Here is a 24,689-nt window from a genome sequence, read left to right as displayed (position 1 = left end):
TAGCAGTAAGGGAATTTCGTGAAGCGAAGCAGTCCGCTATCACCGCTGTGGCTGGGAGCCCTCGGGCTCCTGGCATTGAACCTCAACCCGGTTGTCCAGGCAGCCGACGACATTGACCCCAGATTGCGCACCATCGGGCCGTCATTGATGCGTGACGCGCCCGATGCCATTTCCGCTCGCCCATTTGCCGGTCAAGGTGCCGTCAGCGGCGACCGATTAGGGCTGGCCGAGGCAGTACTCACCGCTGCCCAGTGGCATCCCAGCATTGCCGAGGCGATCGGCAACCTCTACAAGCAGGGCGAAGGCATCAACGTTGCCCGCGCCGGTTACTACCCACAGATTTCCGGTGGCCTGCGTACCGGCTACGACACCGGTTACGGCGGTGATCGCAGCAGCCAGGCGCTGAACCTGTCGCTCAAGCAGATGCTCTACGATTTCGGCAAGGTCGACAGCGCCGTGAGCGCCGCCCAGGCCGCCGCCACGCGGGCGCAGGCCAATATCCTGCTGGTGGTCGACGACCTGGCGCGCGATACCGCCTATGCCTGGATCGAGACGCGCCGCTACGAGCAACTGATCGTCATCGCCCGCGATCAGATCCGCGGCGTCGGATCGATTGCCGACATGGCTCGCCAGCGCAGCGACATGGGCGCCAGTACCCGCTCCGATGTGGTCCAGGCCGAGTCGCGCGTCGAGGGCGCCCGCGCGACCCTCGAGGAATACCAGGCGCAGTACGAGCGCTGGCGCTCGACCCTGGCCGAATTGCTCGGTCGCGCCGAGCCGCCGGCGCTGGCCGAACACGCCCCGCCTGAGCTGAACCAGGCGTGCAAGCGACCCGCCAGCGCTGCCGACCGACTACCGGCCGTACTCATGGCCCTGGCCCTGCGCGCCCAGTCCCAGGCTGAGTTGGCCCAGGCCAAGGCCGAAGCTTATCCGACCTTGTCATTGCAGCCGCAGGTCAATCATTACCTGGACGACGACTACAACCGCGACAACTCGCGCCTGGACCGCACCCAGGCGGGCATCTACTTGAACGTCGAGGTGCCGATCTACCAAGGCGGCGCCACCAGCGCGCGCAGCCGCGCTGCGGGGCATGCCCTGACCGCCGCTGATTCCGCCGAAGACGCAGCGCGCCTGCAAGCGCGTCGCGGCTTGGCCGAGGCGGTGGCGCAAACCTCCGGCCTGGGCCGTCGCCTGAGCTCGCTCGAGGCCCGCCAAAGCAGCATTCAGGAGGCCCGCGTGCTGTATGGACGGCAATACCTGGACCTCGGTACCCGGCCCCTGCTCGACCTGCTCAACGCCGAGCAGGAAATCTATCAGTCGCGCTTCGAACTCGCTGGCACCCGCTCCGACCTGCTGCGCCTGGATGTCGACTGCCTGTACAACACCGGTGCCCTGCGAACCGCCTTCGGGCTGGAAGGGCGCAACCTGCAAGGGGTGGAAATCGCGCCATGAACGATACCGTCAACCTGGCCCAGGCCAGTCAGGCACAACCCCCTGAGCATGCCGTGGAGCCACGGCCCGATCTTGGCCCGTGGCTGGAAGTGATGCTGCAGGTCGCCCACCACTATCGTCTGGATGTCTCGCCCCAGCGTATCCGCCTGGCAGCAGTCGAGGATGCCCCCCCGTTGGATGAGATCCTGCGCCACATGGCGCGCCAGGCCGGCCTGACCCTGCGCTTCGTGCGTTACGACGCCAAAGCCCTGCGCCAGTGGCGCACACCGCTGGTGCTGGAGCTCGACGACGGCCAGCTGGCCACGGTCGAGGCGGTGACCGAAGACGATCAGCTGGCGGTGGTGTTCGCAGGTGACCAGCGCTTGACTTCGCGTCTGCCACGCGATGCGCTCGAAGGCAGGATCAACCGCGTGGCGCTGATGCGCCCGGCGCGGCCGCTGCGCGATGTGCGTACTGATGACTACACGGCGCCTTACGATCGTCACTGGTTCGCCCGCATCGTCTTGCGCGACCTGCGCCCCTATGGGCAGGTGATGGTCGCCTCACTGGTAGCCAACGTGCTCGCCCTGGCGGGGGTGCTGTTTTCCATGCAGGTCTACGACCGGGTCATCCCGGCCGAGTCGTTGCCCACGCTGTATGTGCTGTTCGGCGGTGTGGTGCTGGCACTGGTGTTCGACTTCAGCATGCGCCTGCTGCGCTTGAAGGTCACCGATCTGCTGGGCAAGCGGGCCGACCTGCGGGTATCGGACCTGGTGTACGGGCATGCCCTGCGCCTGCGCAATTCGGCGCGGCCGAAATCGACCGGCTCGTTCATCTCGCAATTGCGTGAACTGGAATCGATCCGTGACCTGATTACCTCGAGCACGGCCACGGCGCTGGCCGACTTGCCATTCTTCCTGTTGTTCCTGTTCGTGTTCTGGCTGATCGGCGGCGTGCTGGTGTTCATCCCGCTGGTGGCGCTGCTGGCCATGGTCGTTCCCGGCTTGCTCGCACAACGACGCCTGGCGGTGCTGGCCAACGCCTCGATGCGCGAGTCGTCGCTGCGCAATGCCATGCTGGTGGAAAGCATCCAGGGCTTGGACGAGATCAAGGCCTTGCAGGCCGAGGCGCGCTTCGAGCGCCAGTGGAACCAGTACAACGCCGCCTGCGCACACACCAACCTGCGCCTGCGCACACTCACCAATGGCCTGGTGACCTGGACGCAGAACGTGCAGGGTGCGGTGTTCGCCGTGGTCATCGTGATCGGCGCACCGATGGTGATCGCCGGCGACCTCACCACCGGGAGCCTGGTGGCTGCCTCGATGCTGTCATCGCGCATGATGGCGCCGCTGGCACAGCTGACCCACGTGTTGACCCGCTGGCAGCAGGCCAAGGTCGCCTTGCAAGGGCTGGACAAGCTGATGCAGGCACCGGTCGATCACCCTGAAGGTGAAGCGCGGGTGCATCTGCCCGCGATTCGCGGCGAATACACCTTGCGCCAGGCCACCTTCGGCTATAACCCAGAGGCGCCACCGGTACTGAGCATCGGCCAACTGGATATCCAGCCTGGCGAACGCATCGCCGTGCTGGGGCGCAACGGTGCCGGCAAATCAACCCTGTTGCAGGCGCTCGCAGGCGCCATGGACCTGAGCCAGGGCGAAGTCACTCTGGACGGCATCGCCATGGCGCACCTCGACCCCGCCGACCTGCGCCGCGACGTGGGCGTGCTGGCCCAGTATGCGCGCCTGTTCCACGGCACCCTGCGCGAGAACCTCACCCTCGGCGCCGGTCAGGCCAGCGACCAGGAACTGGTGGCAGCGCTGGCCGCGACCGGCGCCCTGGAGTTCGTCCGGCGCCTGCCCAAGGGGCTCGACCACTTGATCCTGGAGGGCGGCCAAGGCCTCTCCGGTGGCCAGCGCCAGGCCTTGGTCCTGTCACGCCTGCTGGTGCGCCAGCCGCAGGTATTGTTGCTCGATGAGCCGACCGCATCGCTGGACGACATCACCGAGCGCAAGCTGCTGGATAATCTCGATCGCTTCTGCCAGGGCCGCACGCTGGTGATCGCCACGCACCGCTTGAGTGTGTTGCAGCGGGTAGAGCGAATCATCGTGCTGGACAACGGGCGCATCGTCATCGACGACAAGCGTGATGCCGCCCTGGCCAAGCTGCAAGGAGCGCAGGCATGAGCAACCACGAACTTCCCGCCTCCTACCTGGATGGCCAGGATGATCAGGCGGTGCTGCGCGCCGGGCGCGTCATCACCTTATGTGCCTTGATGCTGGCCGCTTTCCTGGCCTGGGCGGCCTGGTTCGAAGTGACCGAGGTGTCCACCGGTACCGGCAAGGTCATTCCCAGCTCCCGCGAACAGGTGATTCAGTCGTTCGAAGGCGGCATCGTCGCGCAGATGAACGTGGCCGAAGGCGACCTGGTCGAGCGCGGCCAGGTGCTCGCCCAGCTCGACCCGACCAAGACCGCCTCCAGCGTCGGCGAAAGCGAAGCCAAGTTCCGCGCCGCCAAGGCCAGCGTGGCGCGACTGCGCGCAGAGGTGACTGGCAAGCCGCTGAAGTTCCCGGACAGCCTGCGCGATTCGCCCGAGCTGATCGACGCCGAAACCGCGCTCTACGAGACGCGCCGGCGTGGCCTGGAGCAGACCCTGGCCGGCATCGAGGACTCGCTGCGCCTGGTGCGAGCAGAACTGAAGATCACCGAGAACCTGGCCAAGATGGGCGCTTCCAGCCGGGTCGAGGTAATCCGCCTGAACCGCCAGCGCTCGGAACTGGAGCTCAAGGCCAATGAAGCCCGCTCCGAATACCTGGTACGCGCCCGCGAGGAACTGGCCAAGGCCAGCGCCGAAGCTGACAGCCTGTCGGAAGTGATCCGCGGGCGCAGCGATTCGCTGACCCGCCTGACCTTGCGTTCGCCGGTGCGCGGGATCGTCAAGGATATCGAGGTCAACACCTTGGGCGGCGTGGTGCAGCCGGGCGGGCAGGTGATGAAGATCGTGCCGATGGACGAGCGTTTGCTGATCGAGACACGGATCGCCCCGCGCGACATTGCCTTCATCCATCCTGATCAGGCGGCCAAGGTCAAGATCAGCGCCTATGACTATTCGGTGTATGGCGGGCTGGAAGGCAAGGTCGTCGGGATCTCGCCCGATACCCTGCAAGATGAAGTCAAACCAGAGATCTACTACTACCGGGTGTTCATCCGCACCGAGCAGGACCGCCTGACCAACAAGGCCGGCAAGCATTTCGCGATCGTGCCGGGGATGATCGCCACGGTGGATATCCGCACCGGCGAGAAAACCATCCTCGACTACCTGATCAAACCTCTGAACCGAGCCAAGGAGGCCCTGCGCGAGCGGTGATTGGCAGATTCGTCCTGCACTGGACTCCAGCGCGATCTACCTGATCGCGCTCGGTTTTGAATAGCAAGACAGTGGCTTGCACAATTCATGCGCGGGGATCTGCAAACGCTAAAGCCTTGCCTGATCAGGCCGATAACCCGGCATCCCCTGTGCCTCACGAAGATCACCATGGCCACGCATAAAGCCCGCGCGGATTCGCTGTCGCTGCTCCTGTTCACCCTGCGCAGCGGCAAGCTGATGGCAATCAACCTGCTCAAGGTAAGCGAAATCATCCCCTGCCCGCCGCTGACCAAGCTGCCTGAATCACATCCGCACGTGAAGGGCGTGGCGACACTGCGCGGCAACTCGCTGTCGGTCATCGACCTGTCGCGGGCCATCGGCGAGCGCCCGCTGGCAGACCCGAATGGCGGCTGCCTGATCGTCACCGAGATCAGCCGCTCACGCCAAGGTCTGCACGTGCAGGCGGTAAGCCGCATCGTCCACTGCCTGAGCACTGACATCAAGCCGCCGCCGTTCGGCTCGGGCAACCGCTCGTTCATCACCGGCGTGACGCGGGTCGACAACACCTTGGTGCAGGTGCTCGACATCGAAAAGGTCATCCACGGCATCGCTCCGCCTGCGCACGAGCCACAGCCGGGCGAGTTGAGCGAAGAGGACGCCAGCCTGCTGGCTGCCGCGAACATTCTGGTGGTCGATGACAGCCAGGTGGCCTTGCAGCAGTCGGTGCACACCCTGCGCAACCTAGGCATCGACTGCCATACCGCGCGCAGCGCCAAGGATGCCATCAACGTGCTGCTGGAACTGCAAGGCACAGCCCAGGAGATCAATATCATTGTCTCGGACATCGAGATGTCGGAAATGGACGGCTATGCGTTCACCCGAACCCTGCGTGAGACGCCCGACTTCCAGCACCTGTATGTGCTGTTGCACACCTCGCTGGACAGCGCCATGAGCAGCGAAAAAGCCCGCCAGGCCGGGGCCAATTCGATCCTTACCAAATTCTCCTCGCCAGACTTGACCGATTGCCTGGTAACTGCTGCACGCACAGTGGTATTTGCCGAGCGTTGATGCTCGTGTTTTTATATTCAGCGACAAACTCCCTGGCGTGACGCCAGGGGCGCTCGGGCATGATTCGCGCCCCTCGGATGAAATCCTGGAACCGCGTATGAAGTTTCTTAGCTCCCTTGTGATCGCCTGCACGCTGTTCAGCAGTGCCGCCCAGGCTTCCAGCACCCAGGCCTGGAACGACCAGCGCCAGCAGATGCTCAATGCCTGCCTCAAAGCCAGCCAGTTCAAGAACGCACATGCCCGCGGCAAGCCCGCCGAGTTCGACGACCGGGTGGGCTTTAGCGCGTTGCTGATCGAAGGCACCTATGCGCAGAAGCACATGAAGCAGCGCACCGGTAGCGAGCTGTGCCTGTACGATCGCCGCCAACAGCAGGCCTTCGTCAGCGAATGGAACCCCCAGGCCAAGTGAACGACACCCTGCGCTTCGCCTGCACTGGCTGCGGTAAATGCTGCACCGGCCACCATGTACCCCTGACCCTGGATGAAGCACGGCAATGGGCTGTGTCAGGCGGCCAGGTGATCGTGCTGATCGAGGCATTCGTCAGCGACGGGCCCGGCATGCCGGTCGAACAGCGCGAGCATGTCATGCGCCGTTCCTACCCGGTACCGTGCGGCAGCGCCGAGGCGCGGGTCGCGGTGACCTTCGCCGCCTTCAATCCGGGGCGCTGCCGTCACCTCGATGCTGACGACCTGTGCTCGATCTACGACCAGCGGCCGCTGGTTTGCCGCATCTATCCGGTGGAAATCAATCCGCACATCGCGCTGCGCCCAGAGCACAAGGACTGCCCTGCAGAGGCCTGGCAGCAAGGCCCTGAGCTGATCCATGGATCGCTGCCGGTGGACGCCGCGCTGCAGGCGCTGGTGCACGCTTCACGGCAGGCGGATCGCGCTGACATTGCCGCCAAGGTTGCCATCTGCGAGGCGCTGGAAATGACCACCAGCGCCCTCAAAGGCAACGGCTTTACCGCCTATCTGCCGCAGATGAGCGCGTTCGCCGCTGCCACGCAGGCGCCCCGCGCAGCGCCTATCGGGCTAGGCTGGACGCTGCACGTGGAGCAACCTGAACGGGTAGATGAGTTGCAGGCGCTGGGCTTGCACACCACGGCGCAAGCGCCGGTCTTCTATGCCTTCATTGGTTTCTGATGCCAGGTGCGCAAAAAAGCGTGGATTGCTCCGCGCATCCCGATAATCTGCACAGCTACCCCATCGGCCAAGGTGCCTGCGCCAATGCGACGTCGTTCTCGAGCTATTGTGCTTGCCGCTTGCGCACTGTTCGCCTTATTGGCCGTGGCGTTCTGGTTTGGACAGCGCCAGCCAGGCATTGCGCCGCGGGCGCAGGCGGCCATACCGGTCAGGGTGGTCAGCGTCGTCGAGCAAGACGTGCCGCACTACGCCAGCGCCATCGGCGCCGTGCAATCGTTGCACAACGTGCAGATTCGCCCACAGGTGGACGGCATCCTGACCCAGGTGTTGGTCAAGGAAGGCCAATCGGTCCACCGCGGCGACCTGCTCGCTACCCTCGATGACCGGGCCATTCGCGCCAGCCTCGATCAGGCGCGCGCCCAGCTCGGCCAGAGCCAGGCGCAACTTCAAGTGGCGGCGTTGGACCTCAGGCGCTACCGTCTGCTCAGCAGCGACAATGGCGTGTCCCAGCAGACCCTCGACCAGCAGCAGGCCCTGGTCAACCAGTTGCAGGCCACGGTCAAGGGCAACCAGGCGGCGATCGCCAATGCCCAGGTGCAGCTTTCCTACACGCAGATACACTCCCCGGTGACCGGACGCGTCGGCATTCGCAATGTCGACCCCGGCAACCTGGTGCGCAGCAGCGATGCGCAAGGCCTGTTCAGTGTCACCCAGCTCGACCCGATCGCGGTGCAGTTCAGCCTGCCGCAGCAGCTACTGCCCACCCTGCAGGCGCTGCTCAAGGCGCCTGACCCAGCGCTGGTGCAGGCCTACATGGACGCCGACGGTGACCGCGCCCTGCTTGGCGAGGGGCACCTGGCGTTGATCGACAACCAGGTTTCGCCCAGTACCGGCACGGTGCGGGTCAAGGCCGAGTTCGACAACCACGATGGCAGCCTATGGCCGGGGCAACTGGTCACCTTGCGCTTGCGCACCGCCATCGCGCGCAACGCCCTGGTGGTACCACCGCCAGTGGTGCAGCGCGCTGTCGACGGCCACTTCGTCTATCGCCTGGATGGCGACACGGTGACCAGCGTCGCGGTGCATGTCGTGCACCAGGACAGCAGCCTGATGGTCATCACCGGGGTCAAGCCCGGCGAACGCCTGGTGCTCGACGGCCAGTCACGCCTCAAGCCCGGGGCGCGCGTCGACGTCATCAGCGATGCCGCCTCGACGCCGCCACCCGCTGACCTGCGGCGCCAGCCATGAACACCCGCAACGGCGTCTCTGCCTGGTGCATCGATCACCCAGTGGCAACCCTGCTGCTGACCTTCGCCTTGGTGTTGCTGGGGCTTATCGGCTTTGCGCGGCTGCCGGTGGCGCCGCTGCCGGAAGCGGATTTTCCGACCATTCAGGTCACCACGCAGTTGCCAGGGGCCAGCCCTGAGACCATGGCTTCATCGGTAGCGACGCCATTGGAGGTGCAATTCAGCGCAATACCCGGCATGACCCAGATGACCAGCAGCAGCGCACTGGGCTCGACCACGCTGATCCTGCAGTTCAGCCTCGACAAGAACATCGACACGGCCGCCCAGGAAGTCCAGGCAGCGATCAACACCGCCACCGCCCGCCTGCCGCGGGACTTGCCCAACCCGCCCACCTGGCGCAAGGTCAACCCGGCCGATAGCCCAGTGCTGGTGCTGAGCGTAAGCTCCGCACAAATGCCCGGCAGCGAACTGAGCGACTATGCCGAGACCCTGCTGGCACGCCAGTTGAGCCAGGTCGACGGAGTCGGCTTGATCAACATCACCGGGCAACTGCGCCCCGCCATTCGCGTGCAGGCGCAGCCAGAAAAACTGGCCGCGGTAAGCCTCACCTTGGCCGACCTGCGCCTGGCCATTCAACAGACCAGCCTCAACCTTGCCAAAGGCGCGTTGTACGGCGAGCACAGCGTGTCGACCCTTGCCGCCAACGACCAGCTGTTCCGCCCCGAGGACTACGCCCGGCTCATCGTCGCTTACCGTGACGGCGCAGCGGTGCAGTTGCAGGATGTCGCCACGGTGATCAACGGCGCCGAGAACGCCTACGTCAAGGCCTGGTCCGGCGAGCAACCGGGTCTGAACCTGGTGGTGTTTCGCCAACCAGGGGCGAATATCGTCGACACGGTCGATCGAGTCATGGCCGCGCTGCCGAAATTACAGGAGATGCTACCGGCCTCGGTCGAGGTGTCGGTCTTGCAGGACCGCACGCAGACCATTCGCGCCTCCCTGCACGAAGTCGAACTGACCCTGCTGATCGCGGTGGCGCTGGTCATCGGGGTGATGGCGCTGTTTCTGCGCCAGTGGTCGGCCACCTTGGTGGTGTCCAGCGTGCTTGGCGTGTCGCTGATCGCCAGCTGCGCGATGATGGACCTGTTCGGTTTCAGCCTGAACAACCTGACCTTGGTCGCCATCGTCATCGCCGTGGGTTTCGTGGTGGACGACGCCATCGTCGTGGTCGAGAACATCCACCGCCACCTGGAAGCCGGCGACGACAGCCGCACGGCGGCGCTCAAGGGCGCAGGCGAGATTGGTTTCACGGTGATCTCGATCAGCTTCTCGCTGATCGCCGCCTTCATCCCACTGTTGTTCATGGGTGGCGTGGTCGGGCGCTTGTTCAAGGAGTTCGCCCTCACCGCTACCGCGACCATCCTGGTTTCGGTGGTGGTCTCGTTGACCCTGGCGCCGACGCTCTGTGCGTTGTTCATGCGCCGCCCGCTGCAGGAGCAGCACGGTGGTATTGGCGCGCGTTTGCTCAAGGGTTACGAGAAAGGCCTGAACCAGGCGTTGGCCCATCAACGCCTGACCCTTGGCGTATTCTTCCTGACGCTGGCCCTGGCAGTGGCAGGCTACATCGGCATTCCCAAGGGCTTTTTCCCGCAGCAGGACACCGGCTTCGTGCTCGGCACCAGCGAGGCAGCGGCAGACGTGTCGTACCCGGCGATGATCGACAAGCACCAGGCGCTGGCGGCGATCATCGCCCAGGACCCTGCGGTGCAGGCCTATTCCCATGCGGTGGGCGTCACCGGAAACAATCAGACCATCGCCAACGGCCGCTTCTGGATCGCCCTCAAACCGCGCGCAGAACGCGACGTCTCGGCCAGCGAGCTGATCGACCGGCTGCGGCCCAAGCTTGCCCAGATACCGGGGGTGGTGCTGTACCTGCGCGCCGGCCAGGATATCAACCTCAGTTCCGGTCCATCGCGCACGCAGTATCAATACGTGCTCAAAAGCAACGACGGCGTGGCACTGAACCTCTGGACCCAGCGTCTGACTGACCGCCTGCGCGAAGAGCCGGCCTTTCGTGATTTGTCCAACGACCTGCAGCTGGGCGCCAGCGTTACTCGCATCGACATCGACCGCCAGGCCGCCGCGCGCTTCGGCCTGACTACCGCCGATGTCGACCAGGCGCTGTACGACGCCTTCGGCCAGCGGCAGATCAGTGAGTTTCAGACCGAGACCAACCAGTACAAGGTGATTCTGGAGCTGGACGCCCAGCAGCGAGGCAAAGCCGAAAGCCTGAACTACTTCTACCTGCGCTCGCCGTTGAGCAATGAAATGGTGCCACTCTCGGCAGTGGCGCATGTCGCGCCGCCCAGCACCGGCCCGCTGTCGATCAGCCATGACGGCCTGTTTCCAGCCGCCAACCTGTCGTTCAATCTGGCACCCGGCGTCGCCTTGGGCGATGCGGTGACAATCCTTGAACGCACCCAGCGTGAACTGGGCATGCCTGACGCGATCAGCGGCAATTTTCAGGGAGCAGCCCAGGCCTTTCAGCGCTCGCTGGCGAGCCAGCCCTGGCTGATTCTGGCGGCGCTGGTGGCGGTTTACATCATACTTGGCGTGCTCTACGAGAGCTTCGTGCACCCGTTGACGATCATTTCGACGCTGCCTTCGGCAGGGCTGGGCGCCCTGATTCTGCTTTGGGCCATGGGCCAGGACTTCAGCATCATGGGCTTGATCGGCGTGGTCCTGCTGATCGGTATCGTCAAGAAGAACGGCATCCTGCTGATCGACTTCGCCCTGGCCGCTCAGCGCGATCAGGGCGCCTCCCCTGAGCAGGCGATACACCAGGCGTGCATGACGCGTTTGCGTCCGATCGTCATGACCACCCTCGCCGCCCTGCTCGGCGCGGTGCCGCTGATGTTCGGCTTCGGCGCTGGCGCAGAGTTGCGCCAACCTTTGGGCATTGCTGTGGTGGGCGGGCTGCTGGTGAGCCAGGCGTTGACCCTGTTCACCACGCCGGTGATCTACCTGGCCATGGAGCGCCTATGCCACCGTCATCGGGTGAATCCTTACCTTTCGCGCAACAGTGATTATCGATAATCAGCCTGTTTCCGGGCGCTTGGGCGGATTAACGTTAACCCCGTCCTCATTAGCACTTGCCCCGCAAGAAGGTAGTTTCAACATGTCCAACAGTATGGGTATTGCCAGCGTTTTCGTCCTGTCGTCCCTGTTGTTGTCGCCCTTGGCCATGGCCGAAGAATCCCCGGCTTTCGTCGCCCGCAACGCACAACTCGCGGCCACTCAGCAACAGTCTCGCGAAGCCTTGGCCAATCAGGCCGACGCCGCCAAAGACGCGCAGCAGACTGCATCGAAAGCCTCGAGCGACACCGCCGCCGACAGCTGAGTGCAGCTCAAGCACGCCGCATCTTTCCCCCGGCTAGACCATGGGCACCGTTGGTGTCGATATGTTAGCCTTTTAAAGCCGCTGCCAATCAGCGGCTTTTTTTATGTGCGCTCGCCATCAGCCCAGCTGTCACGTATCGATATGAATAGACGCGCATTGAAAAACAAAAACAGTCACACCCGTCAGACCAAAGGAGCTAGTCCCGGTGCCTTCCGCGTTTCGTTTTACCCCGCTGTTCATTGCATTGACTGCAACGATGCCGTTCGCCGCCCAGGCCGATGAAGACAAGGCTGATGGCTTCATCGACGGCGCGTCGTTCAACCTGCATTTTCGCAATGCCTACTTCAACCGCAACAACCACAACAGCGACGTGCGCGACACCCGCGAGTGGGGCCAGGGCGCAGTGGCACGCTTCGAATCCGGTTATACCCCAGGTGTGGTCGGCGTCGGCGTCGACGCCCATGCCATGCTGGGCCTGAAGCTCGACGGCGGCGGCGGTCACGCGGGCACCAGCATCTTGCCTGAGCACATCAAGGACGACGGCGAACTAGGCGCTGCTCCCCGCTCGTTCTCCACCGCCGGTGCTGCGCTCAAGCTCAAGGCTTTCGACACCGAGCTCAAGGCCGGCGATCTGTTTCTGACCAACCCGGTCATTGCCGGTGGCGAAACGCGAATGCTGCCGCAGACCTTCCGCGGCATCAGCCTGACCAACACCAGCATCGACGGCCTCTTGCTCGAAGGCGGCCAGGTGAGCTTCACCCATCCCTACAACCAGAGCGGCCACCGTCGTATCGACACCTACTACGGCAGCCTCGACGAGCGCGACAAGAGCAAGCACCTGAACTGGGCAGGCGCCACCTGGAGCGGCACCGAGAGCATCACCACCAGCCTGTATGCCGCCGAGCTCAAGGACATCTGGAACCAGTACTACGCCGACTTCGACTACACCTACGTGGTCAACGACCTGGTCAGCCTCAACCCTGGCGCGCACTTCTATCACACCCAGGACACCGGCCAGGCGCTGCTGGGCAAGATCGACAACAACACCTACAGCCTGCACTTCACCGTCAACGCCGGCTATCACAGCCTCACGGCCGCGTATCAACGGGTCAACGGCAATACGCCCTTCGACTACATCAATCTGGGCGACAGCGTCTATCTCGACAACTCGCGGATGTACTCGGACTTCAACGCACCCAATGAACGCTCGTGGAAACTGCAGTACGACTACAACTTCGCCGGCATCGGTATTCCGGGCCTGAGCACATCGCTGTCGTATTCGCGCGGCGAAGCGGACCTGACCAAGGCCACCCAGGACACCACCCACTACGACTACTACCGCGCCGACGGCAAGCATGCCACGCACTGGGAGCGCGATCTGGACGTCAAGTACGTGTTCCAAGAGGGTGACTTCAAGGACCTCGCAGTACAGGTGCGCTACGCAACCCACCGCGGTGGCCAGGGCTATGCTTCGATCGACAGCAACAGCGACAATGATGAACTGCGCGTGATCGTCGACTACCCCCTGAACGTCTTCTGATTCGCAACCGGCTATGGCGCAAGGGGCGGAACTGGTCTTCCCGCCCCTTTCCAAGCGCCATTGGCGATGTTTCCGTCGGACAAATCTTGTCCGACAATCACCGCTTGCCTAGAATGTCGCCGCCGAAAATGGCCCTGCCTCAGCAGTAGCGCGCATGCCCAACCGACTGTCGTCCCCCGCCTTCTACCGGTCGCACCCCGAGCTGTTCCTCAACCTGGGCAGTTGCCTTGCCGTGCTCGCCATCGTCGCCATCGTCAGCTACCTGCTCGGTCGCGAGCGCGAGAGCGTCGAGCAGTCGGCGGTACGTGCTGCCAACAATATCGTGCAGTTGATCGAAAGCGACATCCTGCGCAACGTCGAGTTATACGATCGATCGCTCAAGGGCCTGATCTGGGCCGTCAGCCGGCCAGAGCTGACCCGCCTGCCGCAGCCGTTGCGCCAGCGCCTGCTGTTCAATGACGCCCTGGTCGACCATCAGCGTGGCGATGTGTTGTGGCTGGACAAGCAGGGTAACGTGGTCGGCGATTCCAGCAGCCCGGTGCCGCGCCAGGCCAACTTCGCCGAGACCGGCGACTTCCAGGCACACCTGAATGACCCACGGCTGGGTTTGCTGGTGGGCCCCCCATTCAAGGCCAGGCTAGGGGATCTGGACTGGTGCATCAGTTTCAGTCGGCGCATCGACGACGCCCACGGCAATTTCGCTGGGCTGGCAGCAGGCGCCCTGCGTCTGTCGTATTTCAGCGAGCTGTTCAAACGCTTGGACATCGGCGCCGACAGCAGCATCAACCTGCTCAACGTCAACGGCCAACTGCTGGCCCGTGAGCCAGCCCCTGCGCAAGACGCCGCGGTCGGCGCATCTTATGCACAGCGGCCCAACTTCCGGCGCATTCTCAGCCAAACCGAGGGCAGCTTCACGGCCCGCTCCAGCGTCACGCAGCGCCAGAAGATGTATACCTTCGCCAGGGTCGGCGACTTGCCCCTGGTCGTACTGGTGATCAATTCAAGCGATGAAGTGTTTCAGTCATGGCGCCGTACCGCGATTCTGGTGAGTGTGGCCACTGGAGTCCTGTGCATCGGCATCGTCTGGCTGACATTGCTGCTGGGACGCGAGCTGCGTCGTCGGCATCACGCCGAACAGGGGCTGGTAGCGCTTGCGGCCACCGACAGCCTGACCGGTCTGGCCAATCGACGCCAGCTCGACCAGGTGCTGCGTCTGGAATGGGCACGCGCCCAACGCAATCGCCAACCTTTGGCAGTGCTGATGGTGGATGTCGATCACTTCAAAGCGTTCAATCAACGCCATGGGCATGCGGGCGGCGACAAGGCACTGCACAACGTCGCCAGAACCCTGGGGCGTTGCATCAGGCGTCCAGCCGACTTGGCTGCACGGTATGGTGGCGAGGAATTTCAGGTGGTGTTGCCGGAGACGGGCTTGGCTGGCGCCAGGGTACTGGCTGAAAATATCCGTGCCGAAGTGGCAGCGCTAACGCCGTTTGAGGGTGACAGCCAGGGCATAACGGTAAGCGTAGGCATTGGGGTCTTCACCCCCGGCACTCAGCACGATTTGACTCAGCTGCTGAGCGCCGCTGATGAAGCCCTCTACCGGGCCAAGGCTAACGGCCGCGACCGGGTAGAAGGACCGCTCGATTAGGAACGAGCGCGGGCCGCGTCACGCAGCGCCTTGACTTGGTCGTGGTTCTGCTGCACGCCTTGCAGTTGCTTTTCGACCAGCGCATAAGTCGAGTCACCGGCAGCGTGGCCGTGCTTGACCAGCTTCTCACGGGCTTCTTTGTAAGCCTTCAGCGCATGGTCTTCACCGCGTTCCACTTCATTGAGTACAGACTCTTCGTCCTTGCCGGTCAGCATGGACTTCAGGTTGACCCAACCGCGGTGCAGGTCGGCGGTCACGCTGGTGGAAGTTTCTGGATCGCCGCCCAGGCGACGCACTTCAGCCTGTAGTTCAGCCGCTGCGTTGGCGCAGGCGCCGGCGCGCTGTACGAAGAACGCCTTGAGTTCCGAGTTCTTGACATCATCGGCCGATTCTTTGAAGCCTTTTTCACCGTCCTTGCTGTACTCGATCAGGTCGTTGAGGATATCGATCACTTCTTTGTTTGCATTGCTCATCGCACAAACTCCGTGGCAGGTGATAGTCACTAGGAGAGGAGCAGGCATCGTGCCAAATCGGCTATAAAATTAATTTCTATATAAATCAGCGAGTTAGCCACTAGTAAAAACCCGCTCGGCACGGTTTTCTGCATGATTGCCCTGGGAGGACCGTGCAGATTGCAGTATCGTCGCCACCCGCTCGATGAAGAGGCTGGTGATGAAACCTGAGATGCTAGAACTGCTGGTGACGCGCAACATGCCCTTCGGCAAATACCAGGGGCGGTTGATTGCGGATTTACCGGGTGACTACCTGGCATGGTTCGCCCGCAAGGGCTTTCCAGCCGGCGAGTTGGGCGGACTGTTGGCGTTGATGCATGAGATCGACCACAACGGCCTGGGTGACTTGCTCGTGCCATTGCGGCACAAGCACCGACGCTGATCGAAAACGCCCTATCGCAGCGGTTTCACGCGACGACAGGGCGATCGCAGAGCGTGAGCAGGTTTCAGCCCTTCGCCGGTGCCACGGCCAGCTCCACCTGTTCGCTTTTCTTGATGACGGCGTACACCACTGCCGTCACCAGGCTGCCGGCGACGATCGCCAACAGATACAACAGCGCGTGATTGATCGCATTAGGAATGAGCAGCACGAACAGCCCGCCGTGCGGCGCCATCAGCTTGCAGCCGAAATACATCGACAATGCACCGGTCAACGCGCCCCCGGCGATGCTGGCGGGGATGACCCGCAGCGGGTCCTTCGCGGCGAACGGAATCGCCCCCTCCGAAATGAAGCACAGGCCCAGGGCCAACGCGGCCTTGCCGGCTTCGCGCTCGCTCTGGGCGAACTTGCGCCGGGCCAGGAAGGTGGCAATACCCAGACCGATCGGCGGCACCATGCCCGCTGCCATGGTCGCCGCCATTGGCGCGTAGCTGGACGACGCCAGCAGCCCCACCGAGAAGGCGTAGGCGGCCTTGTTGATAGGCCCACCGAGGTCCACGCACATCATGCCGCCAAGCAGCAGCCCGAGCAGGATGGCGTTGGTGGTGCCCATGCTGTCGAGAAACTGCGTCAGCCCCTCGAGCATCGCTGCCACCGGTTGGCCGACCACATAGATCATCACCAGGCCGGTGAACAGGCTGGCCAGCAGTGGAATGATCAGAATCGGCTTGAGCGCCTCCAGGCTGCTCGGCAGGCGCGCCCAGCGGGCAATGGCCTTGGCGCTGTAGCCGGCAAGAAAACCGGCGACGATGCCGCCAATGAAGCCGGCGCCCAGGGTACTGGCCAGCAGACCACCGATCATGCCCGGCGCCAGGCCCGGTCGGTCGGCGATCGACCAGGCGATGTAGCCCGCCAGCAGCGGCACCATCAGCTTGAAGGCCGCCTCGCCGCCGATCTGCATCAGCGCCGCCGGCAAGCTGCCGGCCTCCTTGTAGGCTTCGATGCCGAACACGAAGGACAGGGCAATCAACAGCCCCCCTGCCACCACCATCGGCAGCATGAAAGACACGCCGGTCAAAAGATGTTTGTAGACCCCGGCCTTCTCGGCCTTGGCCGGCGCTGCTGTGGCACCGTCGGCCGCGCCCTCGACCTTGGCCTCGGCCAGGGCCTTGTCCAAGGTGGCACGCGCCTGCTTGAGCGCAATGCCGGTGCCGCAGCGGTAGATGCGTTTGCCGGCAAAGCGCGCCGTCGGCACTTCGATGTCGGCAGCCAGCACTACCACATCGGCAGCGGCGATGGTCTCGGCCGACAGCGGGTTGCGCGCACCCACCGAGCCCTGGGTTTCGACGCTCAGCTCATAGCCCAACTGCTGCGCTGCCTGCTGCAGTGCCTCGGCAGCCATGAAGGTGTGTGCCACGCCGGTCGGGCAGGCAGTGACCGCAACCATGCGCACTGCCGCCACCGGCGCAGCAGCGCTGGCCTGCGCCGTCAGCATCTCGGCCTTGGCTGCCGCTTCGTCGAGAAAACACTCGCGGTCGGCCAGCGCCTGTGCAGGCGTGCTCTGGTAGACCCGCTTGCCGGCGAAGCGCGCCAGATCCACCGGGCCGGTGCTGATCACCAACACCCAGTCGGCCTCGGCGATCTGCGCGGCGCTGAGCTGGCGCTCGGGATGCTCGGTATCGAGCACTTCGACGCTGGTGCTCCAGCCGCGACGCTGGGCGGCGGCCGCCAGCAGGCGGGCACTGAGGACACTGGAAACCTGCCCGTTGGGGCAGGCGGTGACGATGGCGATGTTCATCAGCAACCCTCTTGTTGTTCTGTCAGTTGCACGGCGGCTTCAAGCGCCGCCAGTTGCTGGCGATCGCAGATGCCGAAGCCGATTTGCGTCACGGCTTGGGCGGCGATCGCGGTGGCGCGGCGCAAGGTCTGCTGCGCGTCTTCCTCGGCCAACAGGCCGTGGAGCATGCCAGCTACCAGCGAATCCCCGGCGCCCACGGTACTGGCCACCGACACCTTGGGCGGCCGCGCCTGCAGCGCATGAGCGGCGCTGAACCAACGCACACCCTGCTCGCCGGCCGACACCACCACATGCTCGACGCCACTGGCGAGCAGACGCTCGGCCGCCGCGCGCTGTTCAGCGGCGCTCTGCACGCTCAGGCCAAGTACTTCGCCCAGCTCTTCGGTGTTGGGCTTGACCAACCAGGGCGCACTCTGCAAACCGGCGCGCAAAGCCTCGCCGCTGCTGTCCAACACCACCTTCAATCCCAGTGCCTGCAAGCGCTCGAGCAACTGCCGCAGCCAGGCAGGGCTGATGCCTCGCGGCAGGCTTCCGGCCACCACCACTGCCGCATGCCCAGGTGCCACCTGTTCAAGGCGGCGCAGCAGCTCGGCGCAGGCCGCTTCATCCACCACAGGCCCAGGCCCGTTGATGTCGGTGACCTGGCCATCGGCCTCGACCAGTTTGAGGTTGCTGCGGGTTTCGCCGTCGACATGCACGAAGCAGTCGGCAAAGCCACGACGAGCGATCAGCGCTTGGAACGCTTGCAGGTTGTCGCGGCCCAGAAAGCCGCCGACGGTGACGTCATGCCCCAGGTCGGCGAGCACTTGCGCCACGTTCAGGCCTTTGCCGGCAGCATGGCTGAGTTGCGCCTGGGCACGGTTGACCTGCCCTGGGCGCAAGCGCTCCAGACTGACGGTGATGTCCAGTGCCGGGTTGAGGGTCAGGGTGAGGATCTTGGCCATTCAGAAACGCTCCACCAGCGCGCGAACCGCAGCGGCGCTGTCTTGTTGCAGGGCTTCGCGCGCCAGGGCGCGAGCCGCTTGATGATCGGTCTGGCGTACCAACGCCTTGACTTCGGCAATACTGCGGGCGGCCACGCTCAGTTCGTCGACATCCAGGCCCAGCAGTACTGCCACCGCCTGCGGGTCAGCCGCCAGCTCGCCACAGACACCGACCCACTTGCCCTGGGCATGGGCTGCGCGCACGGTCATGTCGATCAGGCTCAGCACCGCCGGGTCGAGGCCGTCGGCCTGAGCCGACAGGCTCGGATGGCCACGGTCGATGGCCAAGGTGTATTGGGTCAGGTCGTTGGTGCCGATGCTGAAGAAGTCCACTTCACGGGCCAGCTGCGGGGCGAGCAAGGCGGCCGAAGGCACTTCGACCATGATGCCGACCTGCAGGTCGGCAACCGGCGTTTCCTGGCGCAGACGCTCGACCATGGCGCGGGCCTCGCGCCACTCATGCAGCTGGCCAACCATCGGGAACATGATGCGCAGCGGGCGCTGATCGGCGGCGCGCAACAGGGCGCGCAACTGATCCTCCATGATCTGCGGCCGCTGCAGGGTCAGGCGCACGCCACGCACCCCGAGAAACGGGTTTTCCTCGGCCGCGATCGGCCAATACGGCAGTGGTTTGTCACCGCCTACATCGAGCGTGCGCACCACCAGCGGCCGACCGCCGAGGCCGTCGAGCACGCGTCGGTACTCGGCTTCCTGGGTAGCGACGTCCGGCGCCTGCGAATGGGCCATGAAGATCAGTTCGGTGCGCAGCAGGCCAATGCCCTCGGCACCCTGCTCCACGACCTTGTCGATGCCGCTGCTTTCACCAATGTTGGCGAACACCTCGACGGCGTGGCCATCGCGAGTCACCGCCGGGTCGTGGCGTTTCGCCCAGGCGGCCTGCAGGCGCTGCTCGCGCTGCTCGCGCTCGGCCAATGCCCGTTGCAGCACCTCTGCTGGCGGCGCGACCGTGACTGCGCCGCGCTGTCCATCGAGCAACAGCGGCGTGCCGGCCGCGAGCAGCAGGACCGCCGGGCCGACGCCGACCACAGCCGGAATGCCCAGGGCCCGGGCGACGATGGCGCTGTGTGCAGTGGCGCCACCGTAGGCGGTGACGATGCCGGCGACACGGGCAGGGTCCAGGCGCGCGACATCGGACGGGCCGACCTCCGCCATCAGCAGTACGTAGGGTTGTTCGGGTTCGGCCTGCGCCTGCAGCCCGCACAACTGGGCCAACACCCGGCGACCGACGTCACGCAGGTCGGCCGCGCGCTCGGCCAGCAGGGCATCGTGCAGCGCCTCCTGTTGGCGCGCTGCCGCATCGATCACCGCCATCCACGCGGCAGCTGCACTCTCGCCCTGGGCCAGGCGCAGCTCGGCGTCGTCAGTCAGCGCGGGGTCGGCGAGCATCTCCTGGTGGGTGACGAAGATTTCACCAATCGCCTTGTCGCTGCGTTCGACAAGGGCTTGCAGCTCTGCATGCACGGCCTGCAAGGCATCGCGCAGCTTGGCGCGCTCCTGGGCCGGCGAGTCACCGCGCAGGGGGTAATCGATCTCGCGCTCGACGCATACATGCGCCGGGCCACTGGCAATCCCAGGCGAAGCGCTGACACCCTGGACGCGGCTGCCTGCCGCCGGCGCCTCAAGATGTTCGACCGCTGTTGCGGGTTCGCTGCCGGCGGTGGGCGGTAGCGCTTCGACCTCTTCACCCAGGCCTTGCTCGATAGCCGCCAGCAACGCTGGCAGGGCATCGCCGGCAATCGACGGCTCGGCGCTCAGTTCCAGTTCCTGGCCACGGCGCACGCCCAGGCTCAGCAGCTTGCTCAGGCTCTTGATCGACACCGCCGGCTGCGCGCTGTCGAGGACCCGCAAGCGGATATCGCCCTCGAAGGCCTTGGCCAACTGCGCGAGAATCTTCGCCGGGCGCGCATGCAGCCCGTGGGCGTTGGCCAGCACGATGCGCGCCGTCGGCCAGTCGGCCGGCGCCTCACCGCCCAGCACTTCCAGCACCGCGCGGCTGCTGGTGGCTTGATAAAGGGTTTGGCCTCGGCCTTCGATCAGCACCTCGCACAAGCGCTCGAGCAGCGCCTGGTGCGCAGCGCCAAGGCTGGCCAGGCAGAACAGGCCATTGAGCGGTTGGTCGCGGTAACGCAGCGGCTGTTGTGGGGTGAGGAAGGCAAGCCCAGGCTGGCGCACCTGGCGCTCGCTGTGCAGCCACCACAACCCTTCGCCCAACGGCAACGGTTCGACCTGCTGCAACACTGCGGCAAAGCCATTGTCGACGCATCCTGCGCGCTGCAGCAGGCGTGCGCCGCGCCAGGCCAGTTCGTCGAAATCCTCGGCTGGCAGATTCAACCCTACCAGTTGCGCATCGAGCGCCAGTGCTTGCGGCGCACCTTGCAGGAGCTTGAGCAACGCTTCGGCCGAACTGGCCCGGCGCAATGCCTCGGCCAGGTCGGTCTCGCCCAGCGCACGGGTCAGCAGTTGCAGCAGCCGCAGGTGCTCGTCGGACCGCGCAGCGATGCCGATGGCCAGGTAGACGATTTGCCCATCGCCCCAATCCACGCCCTCGGGGAACTGCAGCAGCCGCACACCGGTGGCGAACACCAGGTCGCGGGTCTGCGGCGTGCCATGAGGGATCGCGATGCCTTGACCGAGGAAGGTCGAACCCTGCGCTTCACGCGCCTGCAGGCCTTGCAGATAACCTTCGGCGACCAGGCCATCGGCGACCAGGCGGTCGGCCAGCAAGCGCAATGCCGCCTGCTTGTCGACAGCCGTCTGGCCCATGGCTATCTGGCCTGTGGCGAGCTCGAGCATGACCTTCTCCTTTTGCAGTCCCGGATTTGATTTTGATGCCAGGTACTGAGGTATTGTTGTGATATTCACAGAATCAGCCAGTTCGACGGCTTTGCACAGGCGCCATCGAGGCAGAAAAATGGGCTAGCTGAAACGTTTAATCTGACCAGGCGGCCACGTTACTCGATAATCTCCTGAGGCAAAAGCCCCATCCTGTCGGACAATTGCGACAATGGTCGCCTGCGCGCAGCGCCCGTTCGCGGTCAAACTACCCGGGGCTGGTGCCGTAGCCAGCCCCGGCAATAACAAGGAAAATTCGGTGAAACTCAGCGATATCGCCCGTCTGGCCGGTGTGTCCGTGACCACTGCCAGTTACGTCATCAATGGCAAGGCCGAGCAGCAGCGCATCAGCGCCAGCACGGTCGAGCGCGTGCGCGCCGTGGTCGAGGCCCATGGCTTTACCCCCAACCCGCAAGCCGCTGGCCTGCGCAGCCGGCACACCCGTACGCTGGGCTTCATTCTCCCGGATCTGGAGAACCCCAGCTACGCGCGTATCGCCAAACAGCTCGAGCAAGGGGCGCGTGCCCGCGGCTACCAGCTGCTGATCGCCAGCAGCGATGATCGCCCCGACAGCGAGCGCCAGTTGCAGCAGCTGTTCCGCGCCCGCCGCTGCGATGCGCTGTTCGTCGCCAGCTGCCTGCCCCCTGAGGATGACAGCTACCTCGAACTGCTGGACAAGGGCCTGCCGGTCATCGCCATCGACCGACGTCTGGACCCCCGGCATTTCTGCTCGGTCATCAGCGATGACCGTGAGGCCAGTCGGCAACTGGCCGGTAGCTTGCTGGCAACTGCGCCCGCCAGTATCGCCCTGATAGCCGCACGCCCGGAGCTGTCGGTCAGCCAGGCCCGCGCCGGCGGCTTCGACGAAGCCATGCAGGGCTATCAAGGGGTGGTGCGTCGCTATGCCGGCGAGGCTTTCAGCCGCGAATGCGGGCAACGCCTGATGCAGCAGTTGATCGAGGAACACGGCGGCTTGCCGGACGCGTTGGTGACGACGTCCTATGTGCTGCTGCAGGGGGTATTCGATACCCTGCAAGCGCGCCCCGCCGACTCGCGGCAGCTGCAGTTGGGCACTTTCGGTGACAACCAATTGCTCGATTTCCTGCCCTTGCCGGTCAACGCGATGGCCCAGCAGCACGGCGCCATAGCCGCCACCGCCCTGGAGCTTGCGTTGGCGGCGATTGAAGAGAAACGCTACGAGCCCGGTGTGCACGCCATCGGCCGCACCTTCAAGCAACGCATCGCCGCGGCCTGACCATGCGCTTGATCGACACGCACAGCCACCTGGACTTCCCCGACTTCGATGCCGACCGCAGCCAGGTGCTGGCCCACGCCGCTGCCGCCGGCGTCGAGCGTGTGGTGGTGCTAGGCGTTCATGCAGACAATCTTCAGCGGGTCTGGGACCTGGCTCGTACGCACGATAACGTTTACGCGGCATTGGGCCTGCATCCGGTGTACCTGAACCAGCACCAGCCTGAGCATCTGGCGCTATTGCGCCAGTGGCTCGAGCGCCTGCACGGCGCTCAGCGGCTTTGCGCGGTCGGTGAGTACGGCCTGGACTATTACCTCGAGGGCCTGGACAGAGCGCGCCAGCAGGCCCTGTTCGAGGCGCAGCTGCAACTGGCCTGCGAGTTCGAGCTGCCGTCCTTGCTGCACGTGCGCCGCAGCCACGCCCAGGTGATTGCCACCCTCAAGCGCTACAAACCTGCACGGGCAGGCGTGATCCACGCCTTCGCCGGCAGTTACGAAGAGGCGCGTGAATACCTCAAGCTGGGTTTTCGCCTGGGCCTTGGCGGCGCCGCGACCTGGCCGCAGGCACTGCGGCTGCGCAAGACCCTCGCGCGCCTGCCACTGGAGGGCCTGGTCCTGGAAACCGATGCGCCCGACATGGCCCCGGCCATGTTCGCCGGCCAGCGCAACAGCCCCGAGCACCTGCCGGCGATCGCGCAAGCACTGGCGCCATTGCTGGGCGTCGACGCCGACGCGCTGGCGCAGGCCAGCACTCGCAATGCCTGCGCCCTGTTTGGCTGGTAGCCGCACAGCGCCGCCACCGCGCTACACCCTGAACGCACCGATCAAGCGCTTGAGCTCCATCACCTGTTGCGACAAGGCGCGGCTGGCGTCCTCGGTTTGACAAGCGCCCTGGCTGGTGTCCTGGGCGGCGAGGTTGATCGCCACAAGGTTGCGGTCGATGTCATGCGCCACGGCGGTCTGCTGCTCGACCGCGACGGCAATCTGCTGGTTCTGCTCGACGATCCCACCCACGGCGCCAAGAATAGTGCCCAGCGCCTGCTGCACCTGCTGCGCTTCATCGACCGTGCTCGCGGCCATCTGGTGACTACCGGCCATGGCCTGCACCGCCTGCGCCACGCCTTCGCGCAAGCGCTGGATCATCTGCGCGATCTGCGCAGTAGAGTCCTGCGTGCGCCGGGCCAAGGTGCGCACTTCATCGGCCACCACGGCAAAACCGCGTCCCTGTTCACCGGCGCGCGCCGCCTCGATGGCCGCATTCAAGGCCAGCAGGTTGGTCTGCTCGGCAATACCGCGTATCACCTCCAGTACCTGGCCGATCGCCTGGCTGTCGTCTGCCAGGCGGTTGATCGCCAGCACACTGCTGTCGATTTCGCCGGCAAGCCGACCGATGCTGTCCTGCTGGCCTTGCACCAGGCTGCGGCCATTGGCGCTCTCGAGATTCACCTGCTCCGCCCCATCGGCTGCCAGCGCTGCGCTGCGCGCCACCGCCTGCACGGTGGCGCTCATCTGGTTCATGGCCGTGGCCACTTGTTCGATCTGCTCACGCTGCCCGCCGATGGCCTGGTTGCTGCGTGCTGACACTGCCAGCACCTGCCCGGCCTGCAATTCGACAGCTGTCACCGTCTGCCCGACCTGATCGATCAGCCCTCGAATGCGCCGCACGGTTTCGCTGAAATCTTCGCCGAGGGCACCCAGCTCATCGCGGCTGCGCGCCCGGAAGCTGACGGTCATGTCGCCTGCGGCCACTTGGCCCATGGCCGTGCCCAAGCCGCGCAGGGTCGTGCGGGTCGAGGCGTAGAAGCCACCGTAGAGGTAGACGATCAGCACAAACACACCGCCTAGCAGCGCAGCCAGGGCCAGCATGCGCAGGCGCTGGTGGTCCAGGCGTATCTGCAATTGGTCGCGCAGCTGCGCCAGCAGCGCATCGTTCAAGCGCTCGGTCGGCACCAGCAGCTCGCTGACCTGCTGGTAGAACCGTGGCCATGGGGTATCCAAGGTCTGCGCCACGACGACCTGCTCCTCGAATACGCCTGCCGCTTGCGCGACCGTGGCCAGGCTGGCCT

At 64.8% G+C, this 24,689-nt stretch carries 19 protein-coding genes; 14 read left to right on the top strand and 5 right to left on the bottom strand.

The genetic code is table 11. The annotated features are described in order from the left end of the window. Window positions 1–18 precede the first annotated feature (18 nt). The 11 genes from ACLEJW_RS00895 (at window position 19) to ACLEJW_RS00845 (ending at window position 14,847) form a co-directional block, all read left to right on the top strand. A complete protein-coding gene (locus tag ACLEJW_RS00895) occupies window positions 19–1,452 on the top strand; it encodes a TolC family outer membrane protein (RefSeq protein ID WP_313296572.1) in 1,434 nt (477 codons plus the stop codon). Beyond that, window positions 1,449–3,617 carry a type I secretion system permease/ATPase gene (locus tag ACLEJW_RS00890; protein WP_440776856.1) on the top strand — a complete coding sequence of 723 codons (2,169 nt, stop codon included), beginning with the start codon at window positions 1,449–1,451 and terminating at the stop codon, window positions 3,615–3,617. Before ACLEJW_RS00895 ends, ACLEJW_RS00890 begins: the two co-directional genes overlap by 4 nt. After that, a complete protein-coding gene (locus tag ACLEJW_RS00885) occupies window positions 3,614–4,798 on the top strand; it encodes an HlyD family type I secretion periplasmic adaptor subunit (protein ID WP_145191924.1) in 1,185 nt (394 codons plus the stop codon). Before ACLEJW_RS00890 ends, ACLEJW_RS00885 begins: the two co-directional genes overlap by 4 nt. Before the next feature lie 168 nt (window positions 4,799–4,966). Continuing rightward, window positions 4,967–5,866, top strand: coding sequence for a chemotaxis protein (locus ACLEJW_RS00880; RefSeq protein WP_145191921.1), 900 nt, complete (start codon window positions 4,967–4,969; stop codon window positions 5,864–5,866). A 97-nt stretch (window positions 5,867–5,963) separates the two neighbouring features. Further along, window positions 5,964–6,275 carry a hypothetical protein gene (locus tag ACLEJW_RS00875; protein WP_440776855.1) on the top strand — a complete coding sequence of 104 codons (312 nt, stop codon included), beginning with the start codon at window positions 5,964–5,966 and terminating at the stop codon, window positions 6,273–6,275. Further along, complete coding sequence (locus ACLEJW_RS00870; protein ID WP_313296555.1) at window positions 6,272–7,009, top strand: YkgJ family cysteine cluster protein; 738 nt, start codon at window positions 6,272–6,274, stop codon at window positions 7,007–7,009. Before ACLEJW_RS00875 ends, ACLEJW_RS00870 begins: the two co-directional genes overlap by 4 nt. 84 nt (window positions 7,010–7,093) lie before the next feature. Continuing rightward, complete coding sequence (locus ACLEJW_RS00865; RefSeq protein ID WP_440776854.1) at window positions 7,094–8,257, top strand: efflux RND transporter periplasmic adaptor subunit; 1,164 nt, start codon at window positions 7,094–7,096, stop codon at window positions 8,255–8,257. Continuing rightward, complete coding sequence (locus ACLEJW_RS00860; protein ID WP_440776853.1) at window positions 8,254–11,352, top strand: multidrug efflux RND transporter permease subunit; 3,099 nt, start codon at window positions 8,254–8,256, stop codon at window positions 11,350–11,352. Before ACLEJW_RS00865 ends, ACLEJW_RS00860 begins: the two co-directional genes overlap by 4 nt. 82 nt (window positions 11,353–11,434) lie before the next feature. After that, the gene (locus ACLEJW_RS00855; protein WP_145191905.1) at window positions 11,435–11,656 is read left to right on the top strand and encodes a hypothetical protein; all 222 of its coding nucleotides are present in this window, start codon (window positions 11,435–11,437) and stop codon (window positions 11,654–11,656) included. Between the two features lie 205 nt (window positions 11,657–11,861). After that, complete coding sequence (locus ACLEJW_RS00850) at window positions 11,862–13,196, top strand: OprD family porin (protein WP_313296544.1); 1,335 nt, start codon at window positions 11,862–11,864, stop codon at window positions 13,194–13,196. A 154-nt stretch (window positions 13,197–13,350) separates the two neighbouring features. Beyond that, on the top strand, window positions 13,351–14,847 hold the full coding sequence (locus ACLEJW_RS00845; protein WP_440776852.1) for a diguanylate cyclase domain-containing protein: 1,497 nt from the start codon (window positions 13,351–13,353) through the stop codon (window positions 14,845–14,847). Here ACLEJW_RS00845 and ACLEJW_RS00840 read toward each other — a convergent pair. Next, window positions 14,844–15,320, bottom strand: a complete 477-nt coding sequence (locus ACLEJW_RS00840; RefSeq protein ID WP_313296539.1) for a ferritin-like domain-containing protein — start codon at window positions 15,318–15,320, stop codon at window positions 14,844–14,846. The genes ACLEJW_RS00845 and ACLEJW_RS00840 overlap by 4 nt on opposite strands. 199 nt (window positions 15,321–15,519) lie before the next feature. Between ACLEJW_RS00840 and ACLEJW_RS00835 the strand changes: the two genes are divergently transcribed. Then, window positions 15,520–15,741, top strand: coding sequence for a DUF3820 family protein (locus ACLEJW_RS00835; RefSeq protein WP_440776851.1), 222 nt, complete (start codon window positions 15,520–15,522; stop codon window positions 15,739–15,741). 64 nt (window positions 15,742–15,805) lie between these two features. Here ACLEJW_RS00835 and ACLEJW_RS00830 read toward each other — a convergent pair whose 3' ends face one another. Genes ACLEJW_RS00830 through ptsP form a run of 3 tightly spaced genes read right to left on the bottom strand, consistent with a single transcriptional unit; the run spans window position 15,806 to window position 21,333 of the window. After that, window positions 15,806–17,536, bottom strand: coding sequence for a PTS fructose-like transporter subunit IIB (locus ACLEJW_RS00830; protein ID WP_440776850.1), 1,731 nt, complete (start codon window positions 17,534–17,536; stop codon window positions 15,806–15,808). Further along, window positions 17,536–18,480 carry a 1-phosphofructokinase gene (gene pfkB, locus ACLEJW_RS00825; RefSeq protein ID WP_313296533.1) on the bottom strand — a complete coding sequence of 315 codons (945 nt, stop codon included), beginning with the start codon at window positions 18,478–18,480 and terminating at the stop codon, window positions 17,536–17,538. Before pfkB ends, ACLEJW_RS00830 begins: the two co-directional genes overlap by 1 nt. Continuing rightward, window positions 18,481–21,333 (bottom strand): phosphoenolpyruvate--protein phosphotransferase, encoded by a 2,853-nt coding sequence (ptsP, locus tag ACLEJW_RS00820; protein ID WP_440776849.1) that lies wholly within the window; start codon window positions 21,331–21,333, stop codon window positions 18,481–18,483. A gap of 298 nt (window positions 21,334–21,631) precedes the next feature. Between ptsP and cra the strand changes: the two genes are divergently transcribed. Together cra and ACLEJW_RS00810 are read left to right on the top strand one after the other, a co-directional pair. Next, complete coding sequence (gene cra, locus ACLEJW_RS00815) at window positions 21,632–22,627, top strand: catabolite repressor/activator (RefSeq protein WP_145191881.1); 996 nt, start codon at window positions 21,632–21,634, stop codon at window positions 22,625–22,627. A 2-nt stretch (window positions 22,628–22,629) separates the two neighbouring features. Further along, the gene (locus ACLEJW_RS00810; protein WP_440776848.1) at window positions 22,630–23,406 is read left to right on the top strand and encodes a TatD family hydrolase; all 777 of its coding nucleotides are present in this window, start codon (window positions 22,630–22,632) and stop codon (window positions 23,404–23,406) included. A gap of 21 nt (window positions 23,407–23,427) precedes the next feature. On the opposite strand, the gene ACLEJW_RS00805 is transcribed toward ACLEJW_RS00810, so the two are convergent. Continuing rightward, complete coding sequence (locus ACLEJW_RS00805; protein WP_440776971.1) at window positions 23,428–24,132, bottom strand: methyl-accepting chemotaxis protein; 705 nt, start codon at window positions 24,130–24,132, stop codon at window positions 23,428–23,430. Window positions 24,133–24,689: the final 557 nt, after the last annotated feature.

It is taken from the genome of Pseudomonas sp. SMSB3 (genome assembly GCF_052041965.1).
Classification (GTDB): Bacteria; Pseudomonadota; Gammaproteobacteria; order Pseudomonadales; family Pseudomonadaceae; genus Aquipseudomonas.
The sequence above is the reverse complement of the archived record's forward strand: the minus strand, read 5'-3'. Positions and strand labels throughout refer to the sequence as shown.

What these genes read in the sequence shown, in the direction of transcription:
- ACLEJW_RS00845 (WP_440776852.1), top strand. Translation starts at nt 13,351, where the DNA reads ATGCCCAACCGACTGTCGTCCCCCGCCTTCTACCGGTCGCACCCCGAG.
- ACLEJW_RS00865 (WP_440776854.1), top strand. Translation starts at nt 7,094, where the DNA reads ATGCGACGTCGTTCTCGAGCTATTGTGCTTGCCGCTTGCGCACTGTTC.
- ACLEJW_RS00890 (WP_440776856.1), top strand. Translation starts at nt 1,449, where the DNA reads ATGAACGATACCGTCAACCTGGCCCAGGCCAGTCAGGCACAACCCCCT.
- ACLEJW_RS00840 (WP_313296539.1), bottom strand. Translation starts at nt 15,320, where the DNA reads ATGAGCAATGCAAACAAAGAAGTGATCGATATCCTCAACGACCTGATC.
- ACLEJW_RS00855 (WP_145191905.1), top strand. Translation starts at nt 11,435, where the DNA reads ATGTCCAACAGTATGGGTATTGCCAGCGTTTTCGTCCTGTCGTCCCTG.
- ACLEJW_RS00860 (WP_440776853.1), top strand. Translation starts at nt 8,254, where the DNA reads ATGAACACCCGCAACGGCGTCTCTGCCTGGTGCATCGATCACCCAGTG.
- ACLEJW_RS00875 (WP_440776855.1), top strand. Translation starts at nt 5,964, where the DNA reads ATGAAGTTTCTTAGCTCCCTTGTGATCGCCTGCACGCTGTTCAGCAGT.
- ACLEJW_RS00805 (WP_440776971.1), bottom strand. Translation starts at nt 24,132, where the DNA reads ATGAGCGCCACCGTGCAGGCGGTGGCGCGCAGCGCAGCGCTGGCAGCC.
- ptsP (WP_440776849.1), bottom strand. Translation starts at nt 21,333, where the DNA reads ATGCTCGAGCTCGCCACAGGCCAGATAGCCATGGGCCAGACGGCTGTC.
- ACLEJW_RS00880 (WP_145191921.1), top strand. Translation starts at nt 4,967, where the DNA reads ATGGCCACGCATAAAGCCCGCGCGGATTCGCTGTCGCTGCTCCTGTTC.
- ACLEJW_RS00810 (WP_440776848.1), top strand. Translation starts at nt 22,630, where the DNA reads ATGCGCTTGATCGACACGCACAGCCACCTGGACTTCCCCGACTTCGAT.
- ACLEJW_RS00835 (WP_440776851.1), top strand. Translation starts at nt 15,520, where the DNA reads ATGAAACCTGAGATGCTAGAACTGCTGGTGACGCGCAACATGCCCTTC.
- ACLEJW_RS00830 (WP_440776850.1), bottom strand. Translation starts at nt 17,536, where the DNA reads ATGAACATCGCCATCGTCACCGCCTGCCCCAACGGGCAGGTTTCCAGT.
- pfkB (WP_313296533.1), bottom strand. Translation starts at nt 18,480, where the DNA reads ATGGCCAAGATCCTCACCCTGACCCTCAACCCGGCACTGGACATCACC.
- ACLEJW_RS00885 (WP_145191924.1), top strand. Translation starts at nt 3,614, where the DNA reads ATGAGCAACCACGAACTTCCCGCCTCCTACCTGGATGGCCAGGATGAT.